We start from the raw sequence: 23,938 nt of genomic DNA on the forward strand, positions 1-23,938 counted from the left end.
CCTCCTTCTAAAATATGTTTTTTACGAGTATAGTATTATTAGCTTACTTTCACCGAATCACTATGTTGTTTTGGTCCGGTGAGCATTTTGGGATGAACAATGCATTGAAAGGCATCATCGGCAGATAATTGCTGCACAGTAAACGAAACTAGACCTTTTTCGCATAAATAACTCTCTCCTTTTGTATCAATAATAATTGAGTCTGGCTTAACAGCAACAATGAGCTGATGCTCTTGTCCTACCACCCGGCAAGGGACAATCCTTAGCCTATTTTGCCAATCGACCGGAAACTCTACATTTCCGAGAATCAGAGATTCTGAATCGGTTGCCATTTTTATTATCGGTTCGGCCATGCCTTCTATCATATTCTTAATGGAGACAAACATAACAGGAAGTTTTGATAATGGATCATAAAGCTGATTTCCGCTGTCGACAAGCCCCTTAAAAGTAAAAGATTCAGTATTTATTTTTAAGGTGACATTAACAATCTGATCAAATTGAATCTTGGTCATTTCCATACTCTCAATATTCCTTTTTGAGAAATGCCAAGCAATTGGAAAACCTAGCAAAACAAAAAGCCAGCTGATTGGATCACCAAACCCCGTAACACTTGCAATCATTACTTTTGTTGACATTTGAGAATCAAATTGGACAAAATAATGAGCTCCTATTAATGCTCCTCCTATAAGAAATGTGGTTACATAAAGAGTCATTAATGCCTTAATGAAAAATGATAATCGTTTATAACCAAACACAATTAAAACCATTACGACCGAAAAGAGAAGCTTCGAAATCGGATGATTAGAAATGGTATGTAATGGTGTAAACGAAAATAATATGATTAATGAACCAATAAAACCGCCTGCTAATACCCTCCATATCCGAATTTGTCTTTTTAAAAAAATGGCTGATAGATACAGGAGAAGGCTATCAAATAACAGATTAAGGGCCCAAATAACATCTAAATATACAGACAACCAGCTTCCCCCTTTTAATGTCAAAAGCATTTAGTAGCTCTATGGATTATACATAAGGGTGTATTAGCATTCTTTTCTATTATTCTGTTTAGGAAAAAGTATAACCTACTTTATGGGCTAAAGTGTGTCACTTTCTGTAATGAAAAAACAGAAATTTTCACTATTAACAACGTATTTTGTCTAATTAAATTTAAACAAAAAAGACATGGTCCAAATGGACCATGCCTTTTTTGTTATTATCTTCTACGGTTCCTGTTACGTAGGAATGTAGGAATATCTAATGTTTCCTCTTGAGGAGCATTGTTCTGACGAACAGGTTCTTGTGGAGCTTCTTCTCGTTTTTGCTCTCTCTTTACCGTTCCCATTTGGGGTTTTGCTTGTCCAAACGCTGGGCGAGTAGTTGGCTTTGGTTGGATTACTTCCTCATTAAAGCCCGTTGCAATAACTGTAACAATGATTTCATCTTTATGATTTTCATTAATTACAGATCCAAAAATCATATTTACTTCCTGATCGGATGCAGTCGCTACAATATCAGCAGCTTCTTGAACTTCATATAGACTCAAGTTACTGCCACCAGTAATATTCATCAGGACCCCTTGTGCACCATCAATAGAAGTTTCTAACAATGGAGAACTAATTGCTTTCTTAGCTGCTTCAGTTGCACGGTTTTCACCAGTTGCCATACCAATTCCCATTAACGCTGATCCTTTGTTTGACATAATTGTCTTCACATCTGCAAAGTCCAGGTTAATAAGACCAGGTACCGCAATTAAGTCAGAAATACCCTGAACCCCTTGACGAAGCACATTGTCAGCTTCACGGAAAGCCTCAAGCATCGGTGTACTTTTATCTACAATTTCAAGAAGGCGGTCATTCGGGATCACAATCAATGTATCCACTGCCTCTTTCATTGCACCAATACCTCCTGCGGCTTGGTTAGAACGCTTTTTACCTTCAAAAGTAAACGGACGTGTTACAACACCTACAGTTAAAGCTCCTAAATCACGGGCAATTTGTGCAATAACAGGAGCCGCTCCTGTGCCTGTTCCGCCGCCCATACCAGCAGTTACAAATACCATATCCGCACCACGTAGTGCGTCTTCTAATTGCTCTTTACTCTCTTCTGCCGCTTTCTTACCCACTTCAGGATTAGCCCCTGCACCAAGACCTCTTGTTAATTTTGACCCAATTTGCATTTTCACTTCTGCTTTTGAAAGGTTTAGTGCTTGTGCATCGGTATTAACCGCTATAAATTCTACTCCTTGAACACCATGTTCGATCATTCGATTTACCGCGTTGTTTCCGCCGCCGCCTACCCCAATTACTTTTATTGTAGCAAGAGAATCTAAATTTGTATCAAACTCTAACATGACAAATCCTCCTAATTCGTCGATATTCCTTTTCGTGTTTGCCTATTCGAAAAAGAGACCAAGGAATTTTTTTACTTTTGATGACATCTTATCTTCCGGATGTTTTTCTGCTTTTGCTTTTGGCTGTTGTTGTTGTTTTTGAATTTTCTTCTCGATTGGTTCAGAAACAGGTGCTGAAGCGACGAAGGTCCCACCTGGTAATCTAGCATTCTTGTATGCATATTTAATTAAACCAACCGCAGTTGTATATTGAGGCTCTCTTACTCCAATATAATTGGGAACGGCTTTCCGAACTGGACTTTGAAAAATCGATTGAGCTAGTTCTAATACGCCTTGCATATTTGCGGTGCCACCTGTAAATACAAACCCTCCAGGTAAATCATTTATACCTAAACGTTTCAGTTCATGAGCAATCAATTCAAAAATTTCTTCCATTCGAGCTTCTATTATTTCAGAAACATATAATTGATTAAATTGTTGATGTTGATCACTTCCGATAATTGGCACACTAAAGAACTCATCTTCTGAGGCATCATCGTAAAATGCATGTCCATATTTTACTTTGATTTTTTCAGCATCCTCGGTTGATGTGTGTAATACCTTAGAAAGATCATTAGTAATTAGGTCTCCGCCTACTGGTATTACACTTGTTTCTGCCAAAAATCCTTGTTCAAAATAAGCAATGGTTGTTGAACCGCCACCTAAGTCGATTAAAGCAACCCCTAAGTTTTTCTCATCTTTTGATAGTGCATACTCTCCAGCTGCAAGCGGCTGTAGAATAATATCGGTGATTTCTAATCCAGCACGCTCAACACATCGCAAAGTATTCGTAATAATTGCATTGGACCCCGTAATAAGTGTCCCTTCTACTTCCAAACGGACTCCTATCATACCACAAGGGTTATTAATTTCATCCTTACCATCAAGGATAAATTGTTTTCTGATAACCCCGATAATTTCTCTATCTTGAGGGATAGATACAACTTGGGCCTCTTCTATAACACGTCTCACATCTTCATTCGTGATTTCACGGTTTTGACTGGAAACTCCTACAATTCCTCGACATGGCTCAAGAGCAACCTGATTGCCTGAAATTCCAACAATCACTTGTCTTATTTCCATTCCAATCATTCTTTCAGCTTCTTCAATAGCACGTTTAATTGAATGAACGGTATCATTGATGTCAATGATAGATCCCTTACGTAATCCTTCAGACTTTACGTTCCCAACACCAATTATATTTATAGAGTCGTTGACAATTTCACCAATGATTACTTTTACACTGGATGTACCGATGTCAAGACTTACGTATATTTCATTGCTGTTCATTCTTTGGCACCTCCTTAGCATTCCTTCAGTCGAACAACAATTTTTTTCACAAGATATAATAATAAGTACACACCTATATCTTATAAAATTATTCGTCACAACTAAATAATTCCCTTTAAAAAAATCAATTTTTTTCTAATTTTTATTTTTGTTAGTTGACCATTTTGTCAATAATATTCTTCTAATTACGGCTATATTTTGAAATAAGCGAACACCAAAGGCAAAAACAGCTGCTAAATACAAGTCTACACCAAGATGAACACCTAGAAAAGCTAAACTTGCGGCAAGTAAAATATTAAAAAAGAATCCAGAAACAAAGACTTTTTCATCATATATATTTTGCATGTGCGCCCTTATACCGCCAAATAAGGTATCAAGAGCTGCCAAAACAGCAATAGATAGATAATTCGAATACTCTTCAGGAATCCTAATATCAGTTAATAGTCCCAGAAAGATTCCGACAATTAATCCTAATAGCGGAAGCCACATTATGTATTCCCTCCTTCATTCGCCTTCAATGACTCTAAATATCGAATCCGAATAGGATTATCATATGCTGGAATGGAAATTTCAGGATTTGGTTCCGAAACAGTAAGCTTGAGGTTTTCGATGAAAAATTCTTCCGTAGCTTTCGACGCTTTCATCTGATTATATAATTTTTCTGCCGTATCTATATGATCAACGGCAACTATAACTTCAATTGGTAACCTTGACAATGCGTGACCATCAATTTTTGTTTCATTGTTAATATCCCTAATGACAGTTGTATTAATAATTCGCTGCCCATCAACAGATACATATTTGGCATTATACATATTCAATTCATTTAATAACCTTTTTAGAAGTTCAGGTGACACCGATGTCGATATCTCTGCCCCTACTTGAATTTCCTCAAGTATTGGTTCAATCCTTAATATTAAACCGGGAGCTGTTACTTTTGTCATTCCTGCCTCAATCTTCAATTCTTGGATGGTATCAAGTAATGCCTGTTCCTTACTTCGCTTCTGCTTTGACTCATAGGCAAGTAATTTTTCTTCAATCGAACGAATTTCACTCAATAATTCAGATTGTAATTCTTTCTCTTGCAGTACTGCCTCGCGAAGCTGCCATAAATCACGAGTATCACGTTCAACAGGTTTTTTTACTGTTTGAAATTGGATAGCAATCATAAAACCTATCACTGCAGATATAGCAATAAAACTGATATTTTTTTTATGCTTGTCCACTTTTTTCACCTTACCTTGTATTTTTATCTTCACGTGGACATATTTGAATTTCTTATGATTGTCCTAAAATTGGATTTAGGATTATTTCGCTCTTTTTTTCTAAACTAAAGACAATATTATCGTTAACGAGTTGATCTTTCACACCACCGGTAAGGTTCAATGCAGAGGCTAATACCTCTGGTTCGCCAATAGCTGTAATCACAAATGGCGCTGGATGTTGAATGCCATCAACCGTAATAACGGGTCCGTTACATATAATATAGGAATGGCTTGTTAATCGCTGACCATTGATGGCAATGGCTGCAGCACCTGAGATATAAAGCTCATTAATAACTTTAAATACATGGTATTCATGTACGAGATAGTTATTAATATTGTCTTCCTTCGGGTCATACGCACCATCTGAAAGCTGGACCATCACCCCTTGTCCCTTAACCTTAACCTTACCTAAGAACATCCGGTATTTTTCTGCGTCTTCAGCAAGGGTTACAAAGGCTTCCGCTTCTTTTGAAAGATCTTTTTCGTTTTCTAGGACCTTATCTTGCTTTTGGTTTAATTCCTTTTGCAGCTTACGATTTAATTCCTCTAATTCAATCAGTTGATTTCGAAGGTCTATTGTTTTTTCCCATTGTTTACTCGTTAAATTTGTATTTTTTTGATTAATTTCTTTTTGAGTAAAATGATAGGAAAATGCAATCATAAACCCAAGAACAAGGCATACTAGGGATAAAATAACATGCTTACCCTTCACCTTTATCATTCTCAATTTCCAATTCCTCCGATTCGTTCGCTTCCAATTCATAGGCCTTAAAATATGAACCTACCTCTAAATCGATAATACCCTTAATGCTCGGATCTAATTGACTTATGATCGAAGGATAATGTATCATTTTTTCCGAAAAACTTCGTAATGTGGCACTTACTTCAAAACCATCGTTCATAAATAAAGAAATATGATACTGGTCTGTTTTTTTCGGAGTATAGTGTATTTCAGAGATAGCATTAAGAACCTCAACCGGAAGTTCTTCAAGTGCTTTAACCATTTCTTTAAGGATAGCATCCTCTTTAAATTTGAAAAGGATTGGTGCACTAACAGGTATTTCAGAGACTTCCCTATCCTTAAGGACCTTTCCATTTTCCATTACTGGAAAATAGATGTTATCTGATTCAAGATAGGCAATTTTATTACGTTCTTGGACCTCTATCATTACAGTATTTGGCCACTTTATTGTTACTTCTGCTTGTTTAATAACATTCATCTTTTGGAGATTTAACGCAATCGTATCTTTCTTTACACTCCAAATATTTGTTTTTTTAGATATCTCAGTGATTTTAATAATCTCATCTGTGGACAGCAATTCATTTCCTTTAATGGTAATCTTTTTTACATGACTTAATGGCGATTGTACATAAGCGACAACGGCGATCATGGTAAAGAACAAAAATAGAAGAAAAATAAGCCTTCTGTTAGCTTTACGCCGTCTTTGCTCTTTAAGCTTTGGAATTCGATCCTCAAGAGCGACAATCTTACCTTTATCCATACACTTCCCTCCATTAAGAATAACGCTTAGCATGTCCTAAAAGAAAACCTATTAAATACTACCCGCTTTTCTTCGCCTAAAAGCAAAACAACGGCACGAAAAATCATGCCGTCATTCTTTTTCTCAGTTTTTTTCCATATTTATAATGAGTAATTATAACACAAATATTGTAATTAGTACGACTAATTCGTTTTACTTTCGCCCAATAATTTCTACCTCAGTTTCTATTTTAATTCCATATAAATTTAGAATTTTATCTTTAATATACTGAATTAAATCTAGAACATCCTTGGCAGTTGCATTACCGGCATTTACAATGAAATTTCCGTGCATATCTGATATTTTCGCACCGCCAATTTGAAAACCTTTTAAACCAGCATCCTCAATTAATTTACCAGCATAGTTTGGCAGCGGGTTCCGAAAAATACTTCCTGCACATGGAAAATTCCATGGCTGCGTTTCTTTGCGATAATCTTTATTTTTTTGCATCTGTGAAACAATGGCAGTCCTATCACCTTTTATTAGCTGGAATTCTGCTTCTAAAACGATACCTGGACGCTTCTTTTGAAGGACTGATGTCCTATATGTGAACTCCATTTCATCCTTGGACAACCATTCAATCGCTCCATCTTCAAACAAAATGTGAGCCTTTGTTAATATCTTACTGATATCTGAACCATGTGCTCCTGCATTCATATATACGGCGCCGCCAACTGACCCAGGGATACCACTAGCAAATTCAAGTCCTGACAATCCTTTTTTGGATATCAAGGTAGATAAGCTTACTAAAGAATGACCACCGCCAACCGTAATCGTTGATTCATTTATGGATAGATGGTCTAAACCAGAGCCTAATTTAATGACGACACCCTCAATCCCTTTATCAGAAACAAGTAAATTCGATCCTCTGCCAATTGCCCTCCATGGGATTTGCCGCTCCTTAATAAAGGTCATTACTTTTTGGATATTTTCCAAAGAAGATGGCTCAATAAAAATGTCAGCAGGACCTCCAATTTTCATCGTAGTATGCTGGGACAGCAGTTCATTTCTTTTCACTTTGCCAATATTTAAATCTTGAAATTCTGTTAATAATCCGTCCATTCCTATCACCCTATCTTTCAAAACAAACGTATAGTTTTAGTTTATGCTAAAAACCTCTTTGGGCTACTTTTGTTTTCCTTTTACTTGCTGTTTCATAAGTTTATATAGTCTTTGAGCAGAGTCGGGAACTCCTAATTTCTTTGCTTTTATTTTCATCATCTTTAAGTTTTCATCATCTAACAAAATTTTGTCTATATGCTGAATGAGACTTTTGCTGTTTAAATCTTTTTCGAGGAGTAATTCTGCTGCACCGTGATCACTTAGTGATCTAGCATTTTTTTCTTGATGATTATTTGTAACATACGGACTTGGGACGAGAATACTTGGAATTCCTAATGATGTAATCTCAGCAAGCGTCGTTGCTCCAGCTCTTGAAACAACTAAGTCAATTCCTGAAAGAACCTCAGGCATGTTATGAATAAAGGGCTTAATCACTACGTTTTTCGGATTCCCAACAAGTTCAACTTCATTTTGCACGTCATCAAAATGTACATCACCAGTAATATAAAGTACTTGATAAGGTTTTTCACCAAATTCCGAAAGCGCCTTAACAACAGAATCATTTATAGGTCTCGCACCACGGCTGCCTCCGAAAATTAGAACTGCCGGCATGGTAGTACTTAAACCTGCTGACAGTCTTCCTCTGATTCCATCTTTACCATTTACTTCCGAAGCTCGAGGATTTCCAGTAAACACCACTTTCTCTTTTGGAAAATAGTCCCTTGCTTCCTCGAAACAAATTGCAATCCTGTCTACGTATCTGCTTAAGAATTTGTTTGTCAGCCCAGGTACACTATTCTGCTCGTGGACAATCGTTGGGATATTTAATTTAGCAGCCGCATACACAACGGGACCACAAACATAACCACCTGTTCCAATTACAATATCAGGTTTGAATTCTTTTAACATTTTTTTACTGTCCCTAGCACCTTTTAAAAATCTTAAAATTGTTTTGATATTATCCAAGGATAATTTTCTTTTGAATCCGGTAATATGGATGGATTTAAAAGGAATCTTTTCCCGAGGAACAATTGTACCTTCCAACCCGGTCTTTGTCCCTATGTATAAAAACTCAGCATCTTTGTTTTCTTTTTGTATTTCTCTTATGAGAGCAAGAGCTGGATAAATATGGCCTCCAGTTCCCCCGCCACTTACAACTATTTTCATATGTCCACCCCAAATTAAAAAATGCTTTAAGCTAATTTCTTATCCTATCTTACTATAAAATTAACAGAAGATAAGGATTGAAAAAAGAATGTTATCTAATTGTAAACTAACGAATGAAATAAATAAAAAGACCCTGCCTCAGGAACAGGGTAATTTAATATCTAGAATAACGGCTTATATTTAAAAGAACTCCTATTGCCATCAACATTAATGTTAGAGAAGATCCACCATAACTTAGGAACGGCAGGGTGATTCCGGTAACAGGCATTAAACCAGTGACAACACCGATATTAATCATAACCTGAATGGCGACCATTGAGATAATACCAACTGCCAGAAAGCTTCCATATAAATCCGGTGCCCCGAGGGCGATACGTATTCCCCTCCATAATAACAATGCAAATAAAAGTATGATGAAGGAGCCGCCAATAAAGCCTAATTCCTCAGACAAAATCGCAAATATAAAATCAGTTTGTGGTTCCGGCAAGTAAAAGAACTTCTGCCTGCTTTCCCCAAGTCCAAGACCAAATAGTCCACCAGGACCAATTGCATAAAGCGATTGGATAATTTGAAATCCACTCCCTAACGGGTCCTGCCATGGGTCTAAAAATGAGGTTATTCGTTTCATCCTATAGGGTGCTGAAGCAACCAAACCCACAAAACCAGCTACGCCTATTAACCCTAAAAAAGCAAAGTGTCCTACCCTCGCGCCAGCAATAAATATCATAACCACACATGTTCCAATCATTACTGTTCCTGTACCTAAGTCTGGTTGCAGCATGATCAAAGCAAAGGCAATAAAAGCAAGACCTAATGAAGGAACCAGCCCTTGACGGAAGGAGGTTATCAACTTCTGTCTCTCAGAAAGAAACTTGGCTAAAAAGGCGATCATCGCAAGTTTCATAAACTCTGATGGCTGGATGGAAAAGGCTCCTACTCCGATCCAGCTTCGCGAGCCATTTCGAACATTTCCAACACCTGGAATGAGGACGAGTATTAGCAGCACAAAACAGGTAATCAAGATGACCTTTGACCACTCTCTCCATGTCCAATAATTAATATTCATAATAAAAAACATGGCTGCAGTCCCAACACCAGCAAAAAGCGTTTGCCTTTTTGCAAAGAAGAAAGAGTCATCAAATTTATATTCCGCCCATACCGCACTTGCACTATAAACCATAATAAGCCCTACTGCTAATAACGTAAATGTAACAATTAATAATATAAAATCAGGAGTTGTTCTCTTTGTCGGCACACCTAACACCTCGAATAGCAAGTTTTAGGGCTCTCGTACTATCAGAAGTTTATAACTTCCATAGTTGTCCAGCTCCAGCGACTAGGAGCTCGGGGGCATAAGCGAATCCAACGAGAAGGTTACAGGACAACCTTCCCGTCGGCTCGTCTTATTCCTGTCGCTCCTGGGAAAAAATGAACTGCTTTTTTCCTTGGACAAGTCGCTTCCGCTTTTCGTTGGACAAGCCGCCCTTACTTAAGCTTATGCACCGCTTCGATAAAAATGTCTCCCCTGACTTCAAAAGTTTTAAATTGATCCCAGCTTGCACATGCAGGAGATAACAAAATAACGTCGCCTGGCTCTGAATATCGAAAAGCTACAGGCACGGCCTTTTCAACATTATCGACAGTGTTAATTTGTTTTATTCCTGCTTCTAATCCGACCCGCTCAATTTTAGCTGAAGTTTGACCAAAGGTAATTAACGCTTTAACATTTTTCAAATATGGCAGTAATTCATCAAATTCATTTCCACGATCGAGTCCTCCAGCCAAAAGAATAATTGGCGTTTTAAAAGCTTGTAAAGCATTAATCGTTGCTAAAATATTTGTTGCTTTTGAGTCGTTATAAAACTTTCTTCCAGCAATTTCTGTAACGTACTGAAGGCGGTGTTTAACCCCAGTAAACGTTCTAAGAACAGTATGAATCGCTTCATTCCTTACACCGGTTAACTTTGCTGCAGCCATTGCTGATAAGATATTTTCAAGATTATGGACTCCAGGCAGGGCGATTTCATCCACAATTATTACTTTCTCTCCATTAAAACAAATCCAACCATCACTAATATAAGCACCTTCATTAAGGACACGCTTTGTTGAAAATGGAATTGTAGCAGCTTGAGATTGAGCTGCAATTTCCCGCACTTCTTGCTGATCTGCATTATATATAAAGTAATCTGCTTCAGTTTGATTTTTAGTTATATTGGCTTTTGCTTTATAGTACTCTTCCCTATTTCCATGATAATCCAAATGAGCATCATAAAGATTTGTAATTATTGCTATCTTTGGATTAAAGGTCTCTATCCCCATTAATTGAAAAGAGGATAATTCAATAACAATATTATTTTCTGCTGTCGCTTCCTCTGCCACACCAGACGCTACCGTTCCAATATTACCGGCAATTAAAGGATTCTTCTTGCCTTCATTCAACATTTCAAAAATTAGTGTTGTCGTGGTGGTCTTTCCATTTGTCCCCGTGATCCCTATGAAAGGTGCTTCAGATATTTGGTAAGCAAGCTCCACCTCTGTTAATACAGGGATTCCTTTCTCAATAGCCCCCTCAATGATTGGGTTTTGGTAAGGTATGCCGGGATTTTTAACGATGAGTTCGAAGCCTTCATCAAGTAGTTCAACAGGGTGTTCACCACAGATGACTTTAATACCCTGCTCTAACAACCCTTGCGCTTCAGGATTTTCTGATAATAGCTTTTTATCATTTACTGTCACGAATGCACCAAGCTTATGTAAAAGCGCAGCAGCTGTTACCCCGCTTTTTGCTAAACCAAGGACAAGAATTTTTTTATGAAGATACGTATTTACCTGCTTCAATTATAACCACACCTCAATATAGATACCTAGTATCGCTAATATTAATCCAACACTCCAAAAAGTTACAACAACCTTCCATTCCGACCATCCAATCAGCTCATAATGGTGATGGAGTGGACTCATTCGAAATATTCTTTTACCTGTTGTTTTAAAAGAAATCACCTGTAGAATTACCGATAATGTCTCAATTACAAATACTCCACCGATAATGACTAATAGTAATTCTAACTTGGTTAGAATGGCGATGGTTGCAATCGCACCACCAAGTGCTAGTGAACCTGTATCACCCATAAACACCTTTGCAGGATGGGCATTAAAAACTAAGAAACCTAAGACTGCCCCTGCTACAGCAACTGAAAAGATAGCCACTTCCATTTGGGATTGATTCCAGGCTAGGACAGCATATGCCCCAAATGCAATCGCAGCTGTGCCTGATAGTAATCCGTCCAATCCATCTGTCAAATTGACTGCATTTGAGAACCCTACCAGCCAAAAAACAATGAAAAACACAAAAAACCAGCCTAGTTCAATGGAATAATTACTTCCAGGAACGGTGATTTCCGTGGGAAACCCATTTTGTTTATAAACAAGATAAAAAATAACGGAAATAATAATTTGCCCTAACAGCTTTTGTCTAGAGGTTAATCCTAGATTACGCTTTAGTGCGACTTTAATAAAATCATCCAAAAATCCAAGTAATCCAAAACCAAAAGTCACAAGAATTAGTAAGTAAGTTTTAACAGTTGGTTCAGAAAACTTACCTGTCATGACAAGAGTGGTAATAATAATTGAAAATAATATCATAATTCCACCCATCGTTGGTGTACCTGTTTTTACTTGATGGGATTTGGGACCTTCCTCCCGAATGCTTTGTCCAAATTTCAACCTTCTTAAGAAGGGAATAAAAATTGGAGACAGCAGCACTGTAATAAGAAATCCCATTAAAATTGTGAAAAAAATAACTTGCTCCAGCATTTTATCCCCTCCTCTCTAAATTATTATCCGGATTTTTCATAGATATCTTTTCCAGCATTACAGCTATATCATATGTTTCTTTATTTTCTTTGAGAAGTTTTTTATTAAAAAATACAAATTTAGTCATATTCATTTTCTCTTCTTTATCTCCGTCTATTTTTTCAATGTAAAATCGTAAAAGATCTCTAACACTCTCAATTGGGTTATCAGTAAAAAAGAGTGGAAAGTGATTGGGTGTATATTTGGGCACCTGTTTCTTTTTATCCCAAATGGCGGCAATGGCTCCGTTGGCAATTGCCTCTAATAGTTCCCCAGAATCATCGTTTAACGGTATAAATAGCCCTTTTGTCTGCACGAAATCGGCATTGTCAGTTACCGTAACATATAAATGATTCACTTCTTTTATACCCTTTATATCAGAGAATAACTTTACTAAATCATTAAACGCTAAATACATTTCTAACTCCCCTCGATAGCTTCCCGAGCAACCTGTCGGTCATCAAAATCAAAAATATTACTGCCAATGATCTGGTATGTTTCGTGACCTTTACCTGCAATTAAGATTACATCACCTGCAGTTGCCTGGTTAATTGCCGTTACAATGGCTTCTTTTCTATCAGGAATTGTGATGTAGCTTTTTCCAAGGACACCATCTTCCATATCTCTTAATATTGCTAAAGGGTCTTCACTCCTTGGGTTATCCGAGGTAAATATCGGATTTGTAGCATAACGACAGGCAATCTCTGCCATTAATGGTCTCTTCGTTTTATCTCGGTCTCCACCGCAGCCCACTATTACAAAGACTTTCTTATTAGCAAAACTTTGTATTGTTTTCAATACATTTTCTAAACTATCTGGTGTGTGGGCATAATCAACAATTACGGTAAATTTTTGATCTGCATTTACTAGCTCAAATCTACCGTCTACTCCTTTAACACTCTCGATCGAATCGATAATATTTTGCATTGGAATCCCTGAAACAAACGCAGTTGCGATACTAGCTAAAACATTATAAACACTAAACTTCCCAATTAATTGTATGTTAATGGAATAACTCATCTCTTGTATTACTATTTCAAAGGTAGTCCCCGCAGAAGTCATATGAATATTTCTTGCATGGAAATCTGCCTCATTATCAATTCCATATGTTATTACATGAGCTGCAGTCGATTTTCGATACATTACAGAAGCTGAATCATCTGAATTTAGGATAGCAAATTTCGGTTTATTAGCGTCAAATGTGTTTCCTAGTTGTGAAAATAATAGGCTCTTAGCATGCATATAGTCATCCATTGTTTTATGGTAATCTAAATGATCTTGGGTGAGGTTAGTAAATACGGCTATATCGTAATCACAACCATGGACTCTACCCATATGTAAGGCATGCGATGAAACCTCCATAATTGCTGTATCCACACCTGCATCTAGCATTTGTTGGAAACCTTTTTGGAGGACAAGACTTTCTGGTGTTGTATTTTTAGTTTCAATCTTCTGACCACCGATTTTTGTATACATTGTTCCGATTAAGCCTGTAGTACGATTTACATCAGAAAATATTTTTTCAATTAAATGACTGGTGGTTGTCTTTCCATTTGTCCCTGTTATTCCGATTAAATGCAGTTTTTTTGTTGGATGTTGATAAAAAGCATCAGCGAGTACTGCCATCGCTCGAGTTGTATCATTAACGATTATAACGGGTACTGAAAGCGGCAGTGCACGCTCAGCAAGTACTGCGACAGCACCATTTTTCACCGCTTCTTCTGCAAAATCATGCCCATCAACCGTATATCCTTTAATACAAATAAATAAGCTGCCCTTTTGCACCTTTCGATTGTCGTTTTCAATCGAAGTGATTTCTGGATTAGTCCCTTGATAAGGAACGAGGAGGTGCAAATGTTGAAGTAAATCCTGTAGTTTCATATACTCAAATCCTCTCTTGCCTTTTGCGAAATTACCATTTTTTACACAAAAAAATTCTCTCATAAAAGATTCACCTTATTTTACAGCAAAACAATATAGAATGCCATTTATCCTTGAGATTACCATTTCATTTTTTCAAAAAAACAGGCGGCGGAAAACATTCCGACCGCCTGACTCAATGAGTTATTACTCATTATTATTCATCTTTACCAAAATAAAGTCTAATAGTTGAACCTTCTTTTACTTTTGAACCGGCTTCAGGGGACTGTCTTACAACAACATCACCTTCACCACTAGCATCAATTTTAAGATTAAGCAGTTGTTCTGTGATCTCTAACTTTGTTAAACCGGTTAAGTCGGGAAGTGTAATCAATGGCCTATCAGGCCATTTTATTTCTTTTTCAATTTGATCTTTTCGAGGTTCTACCCCCATTGCCATAAGACCATCCTTCATAATACTGCCGACGATTGGAGCAGTAACGGTTCCCCCGAAAATAAGTCCACCTTTCGGATTATCAACAGCCACATAAACAACGATTTGAGGATCATCTGCAGGAGCAAAGCCCATAAATGAAACGATAAAGTTATTTTCCAAATATCTTCCGTTTTGAGCTTTTTGAGCCGTTCCTGTTTTACCGCCAATCCGATAGGAATCAACAAATGCCCTGAATCCTGTACCTTGGGCAACTACACTTTCTAGTGCATGACGAACTTCTTTGGATGTCTCTTCGGAAATAACTTTCCGTTTCTTGACTGGAGTATTTCTCATGACCACTTCTTTCGTTACAGGGTCAATTAACTCTTGTGCTATATATGGCTTATATAGAATCCCGCCATTAACTGCTGCCGCAACCGCTGCAACCTGTTGAATTGGGGTCACTGATACCCCTTGACCAAATGCAGTGGTCGCTAATTCAACTGGACCCACTCGATTTAAATTAAACAAAATCCCTGAGCCTTCTCCAGCTAAATCTATCCCTGTTTTCTGCCCAAAGCCAAAATCTTTAATATATTTAAACAAAGTGTCTTTACCTAATCTCTGCCCTAATTCCACAAAACCAGGGTTACATGAATTTTGAACAACCTCAAGGAATGTTTGGCTTCCATGCCCCCCTCTTTTCCAGCATTTCAGCCTTGCTCCGGCAACTTCTACGGAACCTGGATCATGGAAATGTTCCTTTTCTAAATCAACCTTGCCTTCCTCTAAAGCTGCTGCAAGTGTGATGATTTTAAAGGTCGAACCAGGCTCATAGCTTGACCACACAGGCAGGTTTCTGTTGTACACCTCTTGTGGAACGTTTTGAAAATTAGCTGGATCAAAGGTAGGACGGCTCGACATACCTAAAATTTTCCCATTATTCGGATCCATTGCAATCGCTATGATTCCATCTGGATTATATGTTGCTTCCGCAATATCTAGCTCTCTCTCAATTATCGTTTGAATTTTTGTATCAATTGTAAGCTTTAAATCAAGTCCATCTACGGGCTGCTCATAATCGTCAGCCATGTCATTCATTCTTTCACCTTTAGCATTGGCGTAAAACTTAACAGAGCCTCTTTCACCACTTAGCTCTTTATCGTAGTAAAGTTCTAATCCCATTAGCCCCTGGTTGTCCACCCCAGAAAATCCTAGAACATGAGAAAGATAACTTCCGAATGGATAATGCCTTTTTGAATCTTCTCCTATATATACCCCTTCAAGCCCTAAAGCTCTGATTTCTTTTGCTTTTTCATGAGAAATCTTTCTTCCTTCTTTTATTCTAACAATGGATTCACCCTGGGTAATTTGGCGATAAGCATTTTCTTTTGGGATATTTAATACTGCTGCAAGTTTCTCCGATGTTCCAGCAGGGTCCTTGACCTGTCTTGGTACCACATATACAGTTGGAGCACTGACATTAGTTGCTAATGGTACACCATTTCGGTCTATAATCTCGCCGCGCTCTGGTTCAAAAGGAATATTCCTGCTCCATGATCCCTTAGCTTGACTAGTCAACATATCACCTAGAACAAACTGCACATAACCAAGTCGGACATCAATGATAAAAAAGATTAGAATTCCTACGAACATTGCAATCATTAACCTTTTACGGACTGTTACATTTGAAACACGCATAAAATGAACGAGCCTCCTTTATCCTACTCGTTCATTTATATGCTTGTACTAATTTGAATAGAACGATTACTAATACTGTTCTATCGCTATTAATCCTTTGGGAGATTATCTAATTCTTCATCAGGTACTTCGGTGTTTTCTTCCGCCTCTTTTGCTTCCATTTCTAGTTTTTCTTCAGTGGTTTTTAAATCAACGATTAGAAAATCATCCTTTTGTAAGGAAGCACCCTCTTTAATATTTTGCTTAACAACATATCCGCTGCCTGTGGAATTTAGTTTCATTCCAGATATTTTAGCAACCTTCATCACGTCCCTGAGAGACCATCCCGTCATATCCGGGGCAATTAATTTTCCATCTGTTTGGATAATTATTTTCTCACCTTCTAGAACGTTTGTATCCGCAGCAGGAAGCTGACCTGTCACTTTAGAACCTTTTCCTACAACAACGACATCTAGACCAGATTCCTCGAGTTGTTTAACTGTTTCGGTTACACCTTGATCATTTAAATCAGCTAGTTTCGTAGTTGAAGCTTTTTCTTGCTGTGAAGGCTGAATATTTAAATAATGTAAACTATTTTTCATCACAGGATTAAAAACCATTGAAACTGGGATAGACCCCATAGAATAGTGGTCTATTTTCGGTTGTTGAACAGCAACGTATACAATTAACTTTGGATCATCTTTAGGGGCCATTCCTAAAAATGAAAAAATATAATCCTCTTGTCCATCTAAATAGCCGCCATTTGGATCAGGGATACTTGCTGTACCTGTTTTTCCAGCAACACTATATCCATCAATTTGATAACGATTCCCCGTTCCCGTTTCTTTGTTTGAAACAACGGTTTCGAGAATATCAAGGACTTCCTTCGCGGTTTCAGCCGAAATTGGTGTGGAAACAACCTCAGGTGTTACATCTCTAATTACTTCACCCGTATCGTGATTGACGATTTTGTCGATTACTTGCGGCTTCATCATTTTCCCGTTGTTAGCAATCGCAGTCGCCGCTTGGATTTGCTGTATAGGGGTTATGGCTGTACCTTGTCCATATGCGGTGGTTGCCTTTTCAATTGGCCAAGTATATTGAATTTTCCCTGAAGTTTCAAATGGCAGGTCAATCCCTGTTGGTTTATCAAAGCCGAATTTTGTTAAATACTCACGGAATTTTTCAAATCCTAATTGTTCATTTGCAATTTTTGCAAAAGCAACATTCGAAGAGCGCTGGACTCCTTCAAGATATGAAATGGTCCCCCAGCCAGTTCCATTGTGATCATGAATTGCCTTGTCTTTCGATGTGACCCTATAAGAACCAGATTGGTATAAATCATTGGGATTAAATTTATTTTCTTCAATTGCGGCTGCAAGCGTGAAGATTTTCATCGTTGAACCAGGTTCAAAAGAGGTTTCTATTGCTTCATTATGCCAACTGTTATCAATTCCTTCTTTTGTTTTCGGATGAAAGGAAGGTCTTTGTCCCATGGCTAAAATATTGCCTGTTTTGGGATCAGCAACAATGGCAATGATTTTCTCTGGTTTATATTCCTCTACAACTTTGTTCATAGCGTCTTCTAAGAATGTTTGGATCTTTTTGTCAATGGTTAAATAGACATCGTTTCCGTTCTCGGCAGGGGTAACCTTCTGTTCTCCGTTTGGAAGCAAATATCCCCATAAATCACTTTCGTAATTAATTTTTCCATCCTTACCTGTTAACTCTTTGTTTAATGTCTTTTCAATCCCCATTTTTCCAACGTAATTATAGGTTCCATCCTCCTCATCAATTCTGTCAGCATAACCAACTAGATGAGAAGCAAATATTCCATTCGGATAAAACCTTTTCGAGTCACGTTTAAACGTAATCCCCGGAAGCTTTAGTGCCTCAATTTCTTTTTTAGTTTGATGAGAAATATCTCTTCCTGCTTTCCCAAATTCAACCTGAAACTGATTTTTTGTTAAAATGCTATAAATCTTGGATTCTTCCATATCAATAAACTTCGCCAATTCCCTTGCTGTTTTTTCTGGATCAGTCACATGGTTAGGCTTTTTTGAATTGGTTGTCATCTTTTTATCCAAAATCGCAATTAAATTATAAGAGGTTGTATCCTCGGCGATTACCTCCCCTTTCTGGTCATAGATTACACCTCTTGCAGCTTCCAAATTACCTGTTCTGCTGTATTTTTGCTGAGCTTTTGCTGCGAGCGGCTGTGACCCGACCTCACCTGTAATTTGAATGGAAAAATATCTAAAGAGCAATATAAAAAAGAGCAGGCCGAATATTACAAACAATCCGGCTGCTCCGAAATTCATATATGGCTGTTTCTTGTTCATTTCTCGTGCACAACCTTGACGTTATTTTCGTTTAAAACAAGCCCCATTTGTTTAGCTTTTTCCCAAATCCGCTCATAGGTACTAAGCTCACTTACTTGTACTTGCAGGTCACTGTTTACCTTTTCTAATTCATTAATTGACGTTTGGACCTCTTGAATCTCCTTATTTACCTGGTAAATTTCCGCTTGATTCGAGATGAGGTGGACGGCACCAAAACAAACCAACCCTGTAAATACTACTCCGATTATTTTCTCCCCAGGTGTAAGCCAGTGCTTTTTTGTTTTTACAATACTTTGTTCCTGTACTGTCCGTTCTTCATGCTGTTGTTGCTGAAATTTCCTGGCAAGACTACTCATTCTTTCCCCTCCACAAAGTTATTTTATTATTTCTTTTTATAGTTTTTCCGCAATCCGCAGTTTAGCAGATCGAGCACGATTATTATGTTCTAATTCTTCTTCAGATGGAAGAATAGGCTTCCTGTTAATTAACTTCATAATTGGTTTAAATTCGTCAGGAATCACAGGTAAACCATGCGGTAAATCAGGTATTTCACTTGCCTTTTTAAAAGCCGCCTTACAAATCCGGTCTTCTAAAGAATGGAAGGTAATAACACTGATCCTTCCTTCTGGATTAAGGATATCAATTGCTTTTTGCAAAGACTTCTCGAATACAGCTAATTCATCATTAACGGCGATTCTTACTGCTTGGAAAATCCTCTTAGCTGGATGTCCGCCCTTTCTTCTTGCAGGGGCCGGAATCCCTTCCTTGATAAGGTCAACCAATTCAAAGGTGGTTTCAATTGGCTTAATCTCTCTTTTAGCCTCAATTTTTCGGGCTATTTGCTTAGAGAATTTTTCTTCTCCATAGCGAAAAAAGATCCTAACCAAATCCTCGTAAGACCAATGATTAATGACATCATAAGCTGAAACATAAGCTTTATTGTCCATTCTCATATCCAGCGGTGCATCATGATGATAACTGAAGCCTCTTTCTGGAGTATCTAATTGAGGAGAGGACACCCCAAGGTCATATAGAACACCGTCAACTTTTTCAATCCCAAGCTTTTCAAGTTCTTCCTGAAGGTATAAGAAATTGCTTTTAATTATTGTTAGTTGCTCACCATAGATGGACAATTTCTCTTTTGCATTTGCAATAGCTATTTCGTCTTGATCAAAGGCAAACAATTTTCCATTATCAGTAAGTTTTGAAAGTATCAAGGTACTGTGCCCAGCCCCGCCTAAAGTACAATCAACATAAATGCCGTCGGGTTTAATATTCAATCCGTTAACAGCTTCATCTAGTAATACAGTTGTATGTTCAAACATAATTATCACCTTTTCCAATCGAACGATATAAAACGGTGTTATATTAAAATAACTTGTCCATTATATATCAAACCCAATCATATTTTCAGCAATTTCGGCAAAAGATTCTTCAGACTCTGTGAAATAGTTTTCCCAAATCTGTTTGCTCCAAATTTCAATTCGATTGGAAACCCCTAAAACTACACATTCTTTTTCCAATTTCGCATACTGAAGCAATGGTGCCGGAATATTTATTCTTCCTTGTTTATCTAGTTCACTCTCAGTTGCACCAGAAAAGAAGAATCGGGTAAATGCACGGGCATCTTTTTTCGTAAGTGGCAGACCTTTAAGTTTTTCTTCGATCAGTGCCCACTCTGTTAATGGGTAACCAAAAAGACATTGATCCAAACCGCGCGTGATGATAAACATTTCTCCAAGTTCATCACGGAATTTGGAGGGCACAATCATCCTGCCTTTATTATCAATGCTATGATGGTATTCACCCATAAACATACCCGGTACCCCCACTTTCTATATAAAATGTACCACATTCCCCCACTTTCCTCCACCTATTTTTAATTATTCTTTCTAACTTCCATAAATCCCTTTTTATCCAGTAAATTTTCTCAAAAAAAAAGAACCTTCACCTCTGGTGAAGTTCCTCTAAAGTTTTATTACCTTATGCCGACCATCAAATTCAAATTCAAGTTCCATTAATTCTTTAATAAAATTAGTTCCATACTGATTTAAATAATAGAAAATATTCCAAACCCGCTCTTGGGGAAAACCATCTGGACGTAATGATAAATCAATACGGTTAAACTTACTAAGAATCACTTCGTACTTTGATTTTACTGAGTCCTCTAGTTTTGTTTCCATGAATCCAATTTGCTTTAATAAATAATTTTCATTTTTCTTTAATAACGGTAACAAACTTCTATCAAGCTGATTTGTTTTCTCTTCTATACGTTCATACTGCTTAAATAACTGTGATTTTAGTGCCGAAAATAATTCAGAAACCTCTTTATCCTTAATAGACTCTAGATATTGCTGTCTTTCCTCCACACTACCTCTCATTAATACCGCTGAAAGTTCTAAGTTCAACTCATGAATATCGCTTTCAATAGCTCTTTCCAACAAGGTTATGTTTAATCTTGGCACAATCGGAGGCATTTTTATCTTAAAATACTCAAAGACAAGTTTTAATTCAGCCCAATAAGAAATTTCTCCTGGTCCTGCTATAAATGCGAGTGTTGGGAAAAGCCACTCTTGCATTAATGGTCTTGTCACCACATTATTACTAAGTTTTGCCGGATCCTGAATGGCAATTTCGATTAATTCCTCTTTTGTAAAGGAAACAACTCCACTTTTCCCCACAAAACGATTACTTTCCGAATCAAATTCAAGCAGTATTCGTTCATTATATTTTGGATTGTAATAAAACAAATTGGCAGCTTTTTCATTTGAATCGATCGTAATTGGAAATCCATTTTTACCAATGACACTTTGCTGTTCAAGTAAATAATTTGTAATTTCCCTATGCTGTTCAATTTGTTGAGAAAAATTCTCTTTTTGCAGGAGACGGAAATTACTATCACCTGAATCCACAATTAACAAGCCATAATCTTTAAAGAGCTCCATGACAATGTTGGCAAAAAAGTCCACAAACGTTGAAGATTTCATTAAGGTTTCTTCGGCAAAGTTCATTAGTTTTTTTGTATGATTGGTCTCACCGAAATTTTCGATTAGATTATTTACCCATATTCGGCAGGTTTCCTTATTAAGAATAATATCTGAAACCATTTTCTTTTGTTTAACCTTTTCTGGGTAAGACCATTTGTCTACTCTTTGCTCTACCGGCAGAAACACATGATTAACCTCATGATAATCATGGTCTTCTCCAGCTATCCAGAAAACAGGGATGACTGGTACACCAAGCTGCCTCTCTTTTTCCTCTGCTAATTTAATTATCGAGATGATTTTATGTATCGAATAAAGAGGTCCTGTAAGGATACCTGCTTGTTGACCGCCAATGACAACTACACTATTCAATTGTTTTAGTTTTGCAAGTGAATTATTTACTGCTTCTGATGATGGAAAACGCTCCATAAATTTCTCAATGTGATCAGCTACTTCCTCACGAGGAAAGTGTCGATTGCTTAATTCATCTAACCTCTCCTGATCTTCTGCAAAGTCATTAAACCGATAATGGAAAAAAGGCAAAATATCAGGTGATTGATCTAAATAATTAGAAGCAAAGCGATTCGTTGCTGATAATGAGAGATTTAAAATCTCCATTTAAGTACTTCCTTTCTAATCAACCATATTCATTCCATATGAGTATAGCATTATCCATCCTAATAAAAAAAATCTTTGCTTAAGAAAACGTAAAAGTTAATGCACTCCGCAGTATACCAAATACAGTTAGGGATATATATGCTAAAAAAAAGACAAGAAAATTAAATCTCCAAAAGCCTTTAAAAACCTTAGTAAAGATAATTTCACCCTTTATCTTCCAATGTATTATTACAAAAACCATTGCAATGACAATTAAAATTAGCAGGATTAGCCCAAAAAACGATCTTCCCCAAATGGTCATTAATAAAAAATGAACAGCCAATATAAATAATATAGTCGAGTGGTCCAAAGCTTTATGAAAAGACTTTCGAGTATTTTTTGTAATCAGCTTATTTAATATATAAATAATGAAAAAACCGAAAAGAGGTACGGTTAAGAAAATGGTGATGATTGATGAGATGAATGAATTCAATTAACTCCCCTCCTGACTTGTTCTTTCCCTTTTATTAAATAATAATAACTTTCAATATTTATAGCTGTCTTTTGTTGTATCGCCGCTTCATCTAATAAAAAGCCGAGTATTGCGTCAATTTCTGTCCTTCTACCAGCCTCCAAATCCTTTAGCATAGATGACCGATTTTCGGCTGTTTTTCTACATATCCTAATGATGGTCCTAAACTTTCTAATAGGATTTTCTAGGTTTAATATATAAGAGATTTCAAGAAATAGTTTTTTTACAGCAGCAAAATAGAAAATGTTTGTAATTAGCTCACCATTTTTTACTTGAAGGATTGCCGTTAAAGGATTAATGACTGCATTCGCGACTAATTTATTTACTAACATATTATAATAATCGTCTTTAAGGGTAATGGGGTAATTGATCTTTGCGCAAACACTAGCAAACTCCTTTATGCTTCCATCCTCTCCTTTAAAAAGAGCCACATTGATAGCACCTTTGCCATTGTGAGAAACGGTATATGTATTAACTTTACTGGCCCCATGCTCAACGGATCCAACAAAAATATTAGCCGCAGGAATATTTTCAAGTAATTTTAAATGACCCATCCCATTTTGTAAAAATAATAGATTTTGAGGAATACACTCCAAATTAGTAAAATGATTAATGATGGAATCAAGTTGATATTGTTTTACAGCAATAATGGTTAATTCTTCTATACCAGTCCATTTTGAAACGGGAAATGCCCTAACTCTAACTCTACTTTGAGTAGAGCCCTCTTGTAGGATAATCCCCTTTTGATTAATCTCTTCTGCTTGTTCACTAGTTTTTGTATATAGCGTGATTGAAAAAGCCTTGCTTAAGTATGACGCAAATAATAATCCAATAGAACCAGCACCGATAATGCCAATTTTCATGCCATCCACCCATTTATATTCTATATTTTTTTAATTATTATTTTAGCAGAAGTAACACTAGTTTGTTAGTCTCTCCTT

General features: G+C 37.0%; 22 protein-coding genes. All 22 read right to left on the minus strand.

Going from position 1 to position 23,938, the window contains the following annotated elements; genetic code table 11:
• Positions 1-38: 38 nt before the first annotated feature.
• Positions 39-977 carry a sigma-E processing peptidase SpoIIGA gene (gene spoIIGA, locus TR08_RS01790; RefSeq protein WP_045515370.1) on the minus strand — a complete coding sequence of 313 codons (939 nt, stop codon included), beginning with the start codon at positions 975-977 and terminating at the stop codon, positions 39-41.
• 236 nt (positions 978-1,213) lie between these two features.
• Positions 1,214-2,350, minus strand: coding sequence for a cell division protein FtsZ (gene ftsZ / locus TR08_RS01795; protein ID WP_045515371.1), 1,137 nt, complete (start codon positions 2,348-2,350; stop codon positions 1,214-1,216).
• 42 nt (positions 2,351-2,392) lie between these two features.
• Complete coding sequence (gene ftsA / locus TR08_RS01800; protein ID WP_045515372.1) at positions 2,393-3,679, minus strand: cell division protein FtsA; 1,287 nt, start codon at positions 3,677-3,679, stop codon at positions 2,393-2,395.
• A gap of 135 nt (positions 3,680-3,814) precedes the next feature.
• Complete coding sequence (locus TR08_RS01805; protein WP_045515373.1) at positions 3,815-4,168, minus strand: small basic family protein; 354 nt, start codon at positions 4,166-4,168, stop codon at positions 3,815-3,817.
• Positions 4,168-4,905 carry a DUF881 domain-containing protein gene (locus TR08_RS01810; RefSeq protein WP_045515374.1) on the minus strand — a complete coding sequence of 246 codons (738 nt, stop codon included), beginning with the start codon at positions 4,903-4,905 and terminating at the stop codon, positions 4,168-4,170. The genes TR08_RS01805 and TR08_RS01810 overlap by 1 nt, the downstream gene beginning before the upstream one ends.
• A 52-nt stretch (positions 4,906-4,957) precedes the next feature.
• Complete coding sequence (locus TR08_RS01815) at positions 4,958-5,665, minus strand: DUF881 domain-containing protein (protein WP_238579060.1); 708 nt, start codon at positions 5,663-5,665, stop codon at positions 4,958-4,960.
• Positions 5,646-6,446 (minus strand): cell division protein FtsQ/DivIB, encoded by an 801-nt coding sequence (locus TR08_RS01820; RefSeq protein WP_045515376.1) that lies wholly within the window; start codon positions 6,444-6,446, stop codon positions 5,646-5,648. The genes TR08_RS01815 and TR08_RS01820 overlap by 20 nt, the downstream gene beginning before the upstream one ends.
• A gap of 192 nt (positions 6,447-6,638) precedes the next feature.
• Positions 6,639-7,547: a UDP-N-acetylmuramate dehydrogenase gene (gene murB, locus TR08_RS01825; protein ID WP_045515377.1), complete on the minus strand. Its 909-nt coding sequence runs from the start codon at positions 7,545-7,547 to the stop codon at positions 6,639-6,641.
• A 63-nt stretch (positions 7,548-7,610) separates the two neighbouring features.
• A complete protein-coding gene (murG, locus tag TR08_RS01830) occupies positions 7,611-8,714 on the minus strand; it encodes an undecaprenyldiphospho-muramoylpentapeptide beta-N-acetylglucosaminyltransferase (protein ID WP_045515378.1) in 1,104 nt (367 codons plus the stop codon).
• Positions 8,715-8,868: 154 nt separating this feature from the next.
• Positions 8,869-9,969 carry a stage V sporulation protein E gene (gene spoVE, locus TR08_RS01835; protein ID WP_045515379.1) on the minus strand — a complete coding sequence of 367 codons (1,101 nt, stop codon included), beginning with the start codon at positions 9,967-9,969 and terminating at the stop codon, positions 8,869-8,871.
• 230 nt (positions 9,970-10,199) lie between these two features.
• Complete coding sequence (gene murD / locus TR08_RS01840; RefSeq protein ID WP_045515380.1) at positions 10,200-11,552, minus strand: UDP-N-acetylmuramoyl-L-alanine--D-glutamate ligase; 1,353 nt, start codon at positions 11,550-11,552, stop codon at positions 10,200-10,202.
• The gene (gene mraY / locus TR08_RS01845; protein WP_045515381.1) at positions 11,553-12,527 is read right to left on the minus strand and encodes a phospho-N-acetylmuramoyl-pentapeptide-transferase; all 975 of its coding nucleotides are present in this window, start codon (positions 12,525-12,527) and stop codon (positions 11,553-11,555) included.
• Between the two features lies 1 nt (position 12,528).
• Entirely contained in the window at positions 12,529-12,984 is a 456-nt protein-coding gene (locus TR08_RS01850; RefSeq protein ID WP_045515382.1) for a hypothetical protein, read from the minus strand.
• Positions 12,985-12,986: 2 nt separating this feature from the next.
• Entirely contained in the window at positions 12,987-14,447 is a 1,461-nt protein-coding gene (locus TR08_RS01855) for a UDP-N-acetylmuramoyl-L-alanyl-D-glutamate--2,6-diaminopimelate ligase (protein WP_045515515.1), read from the minus strand.
• Between the two features lie 196 nt (positions 14,448-14,643).
• Positions 14,644-16,563 carry a stage V sporulation protein D gene (locus tag TR08_RS01860; RefSeq protein WP_045515383.1) on the minus strand — a complete coding sequence of 640 codons (1,920 nt, stop codon included), beginning with the start codon at positions 16,561-16,563 and terminating at the stop codon, positions 14,644-14,646.
• Positions 16,564-16,652: 89 nt separating this feature from the next.
• Positions 16,653-18,884: a penicillin-binding transpeptidase domain-containing protein gene (locus TR08_RS01865; protein ID WP_045515384.1), complete on the minus strand. Its 2,232-nt coding sequence runs from the start codon at positions 18,882-18,884 to the stop codon at positions 16,653-16,655.
• Positions 18,881-19,240 carry a cell division protein FtsL gene (ftsL, locus tag TR08_RS01870; protein WP_045515385.1) on the minus strand — a complete coding sequence of 120 codons (360 nt, stop codon included), beginning with the start codon at positions 19,238-19,240 and terminating at the stop codon, positions 18,881-18,883. Before ftsL ends, TR08_RS01865 begins: the two co-directional genes overlap by 4 nt.
• A 36-nt stretch (positions 19,241-19,276) precedes the next feature.
• Complete coding sequence (rsmH, locus tag TR08_RS01875; protein WP_045515386.1) at positions 19,277-20,209, minus strand: 16S rRNA (cytosine(1402)-N(4))-methyltransferase RsmH; 933 nt, start codon at positions 20,207-20,209, stop codon at positions 19,277-19,279.
• A 60-nt stretch (positions 20,210-20,269) separates the two neighbouring features.
• Positions 20,270-20,701: a division/cell wall cluster transcriptional repressor MraZ gene (mraZ, locus tag TR08_RS01880; RefSeq protein WP_045515387.1), complete on the minus strand. Its 432-nt coding sequence runs from the start codon at positions 20,699-20,701 to the stop codon at positions 20,270-20,272.
• A 150-nt stretch (positions 20,702-20,851) separates the two neighbouring features.
• A complete protein-coding gene (gene bshC, locus TR08_RS01885; protein ID WP_045515388.1) occupies positions 20,852-22,486 on the minus strand; it encodes a bacillithiol biosynthesis cysteine-adding enzyme BshC in 1,635 nt (544 codons plus the stop codon).
• A gap of 79 nt (positions 22,487-22,565) precedes the next feature.
• Positions 22,566-22,958 (minus strand): DUF3397 domain-containing protein, encoded by a 393-nt coding sequence (locus TR08_RS01890; RefSeq protein WP_045515389.1) that lies wholly within the window; start codon positions 22,956-22,958, stop codon positions 22,566-22,568.
• Positions 22,955-23,860 (minus strand): 2-dehydropantoate 2-reductase, encoded by a 906-nt coding sequence (locus tag TR08_RS01895; protein ID WP_045515390.1) that lies wholly within the window; start codon positions 23,858-23,860, stop codon positions 22,955-22,957. The genes TR08_RS01890 and TR08_RS01895 overlap by 4 nt, the downstream gene beginning before the upstream one ends.
• Positions 23,861-23,938 lie beyond the last annotated feature (78 nt).

This window comes from Neobacillus niacini (genome assembly GCF_000759675.1).
Classification (GTDB): domain Bacteria; phylum Bacillota; class Bacilli; order Bacillales; family Cytobacillaceae; genus Neobacillus; species Neobacillus niacini_A.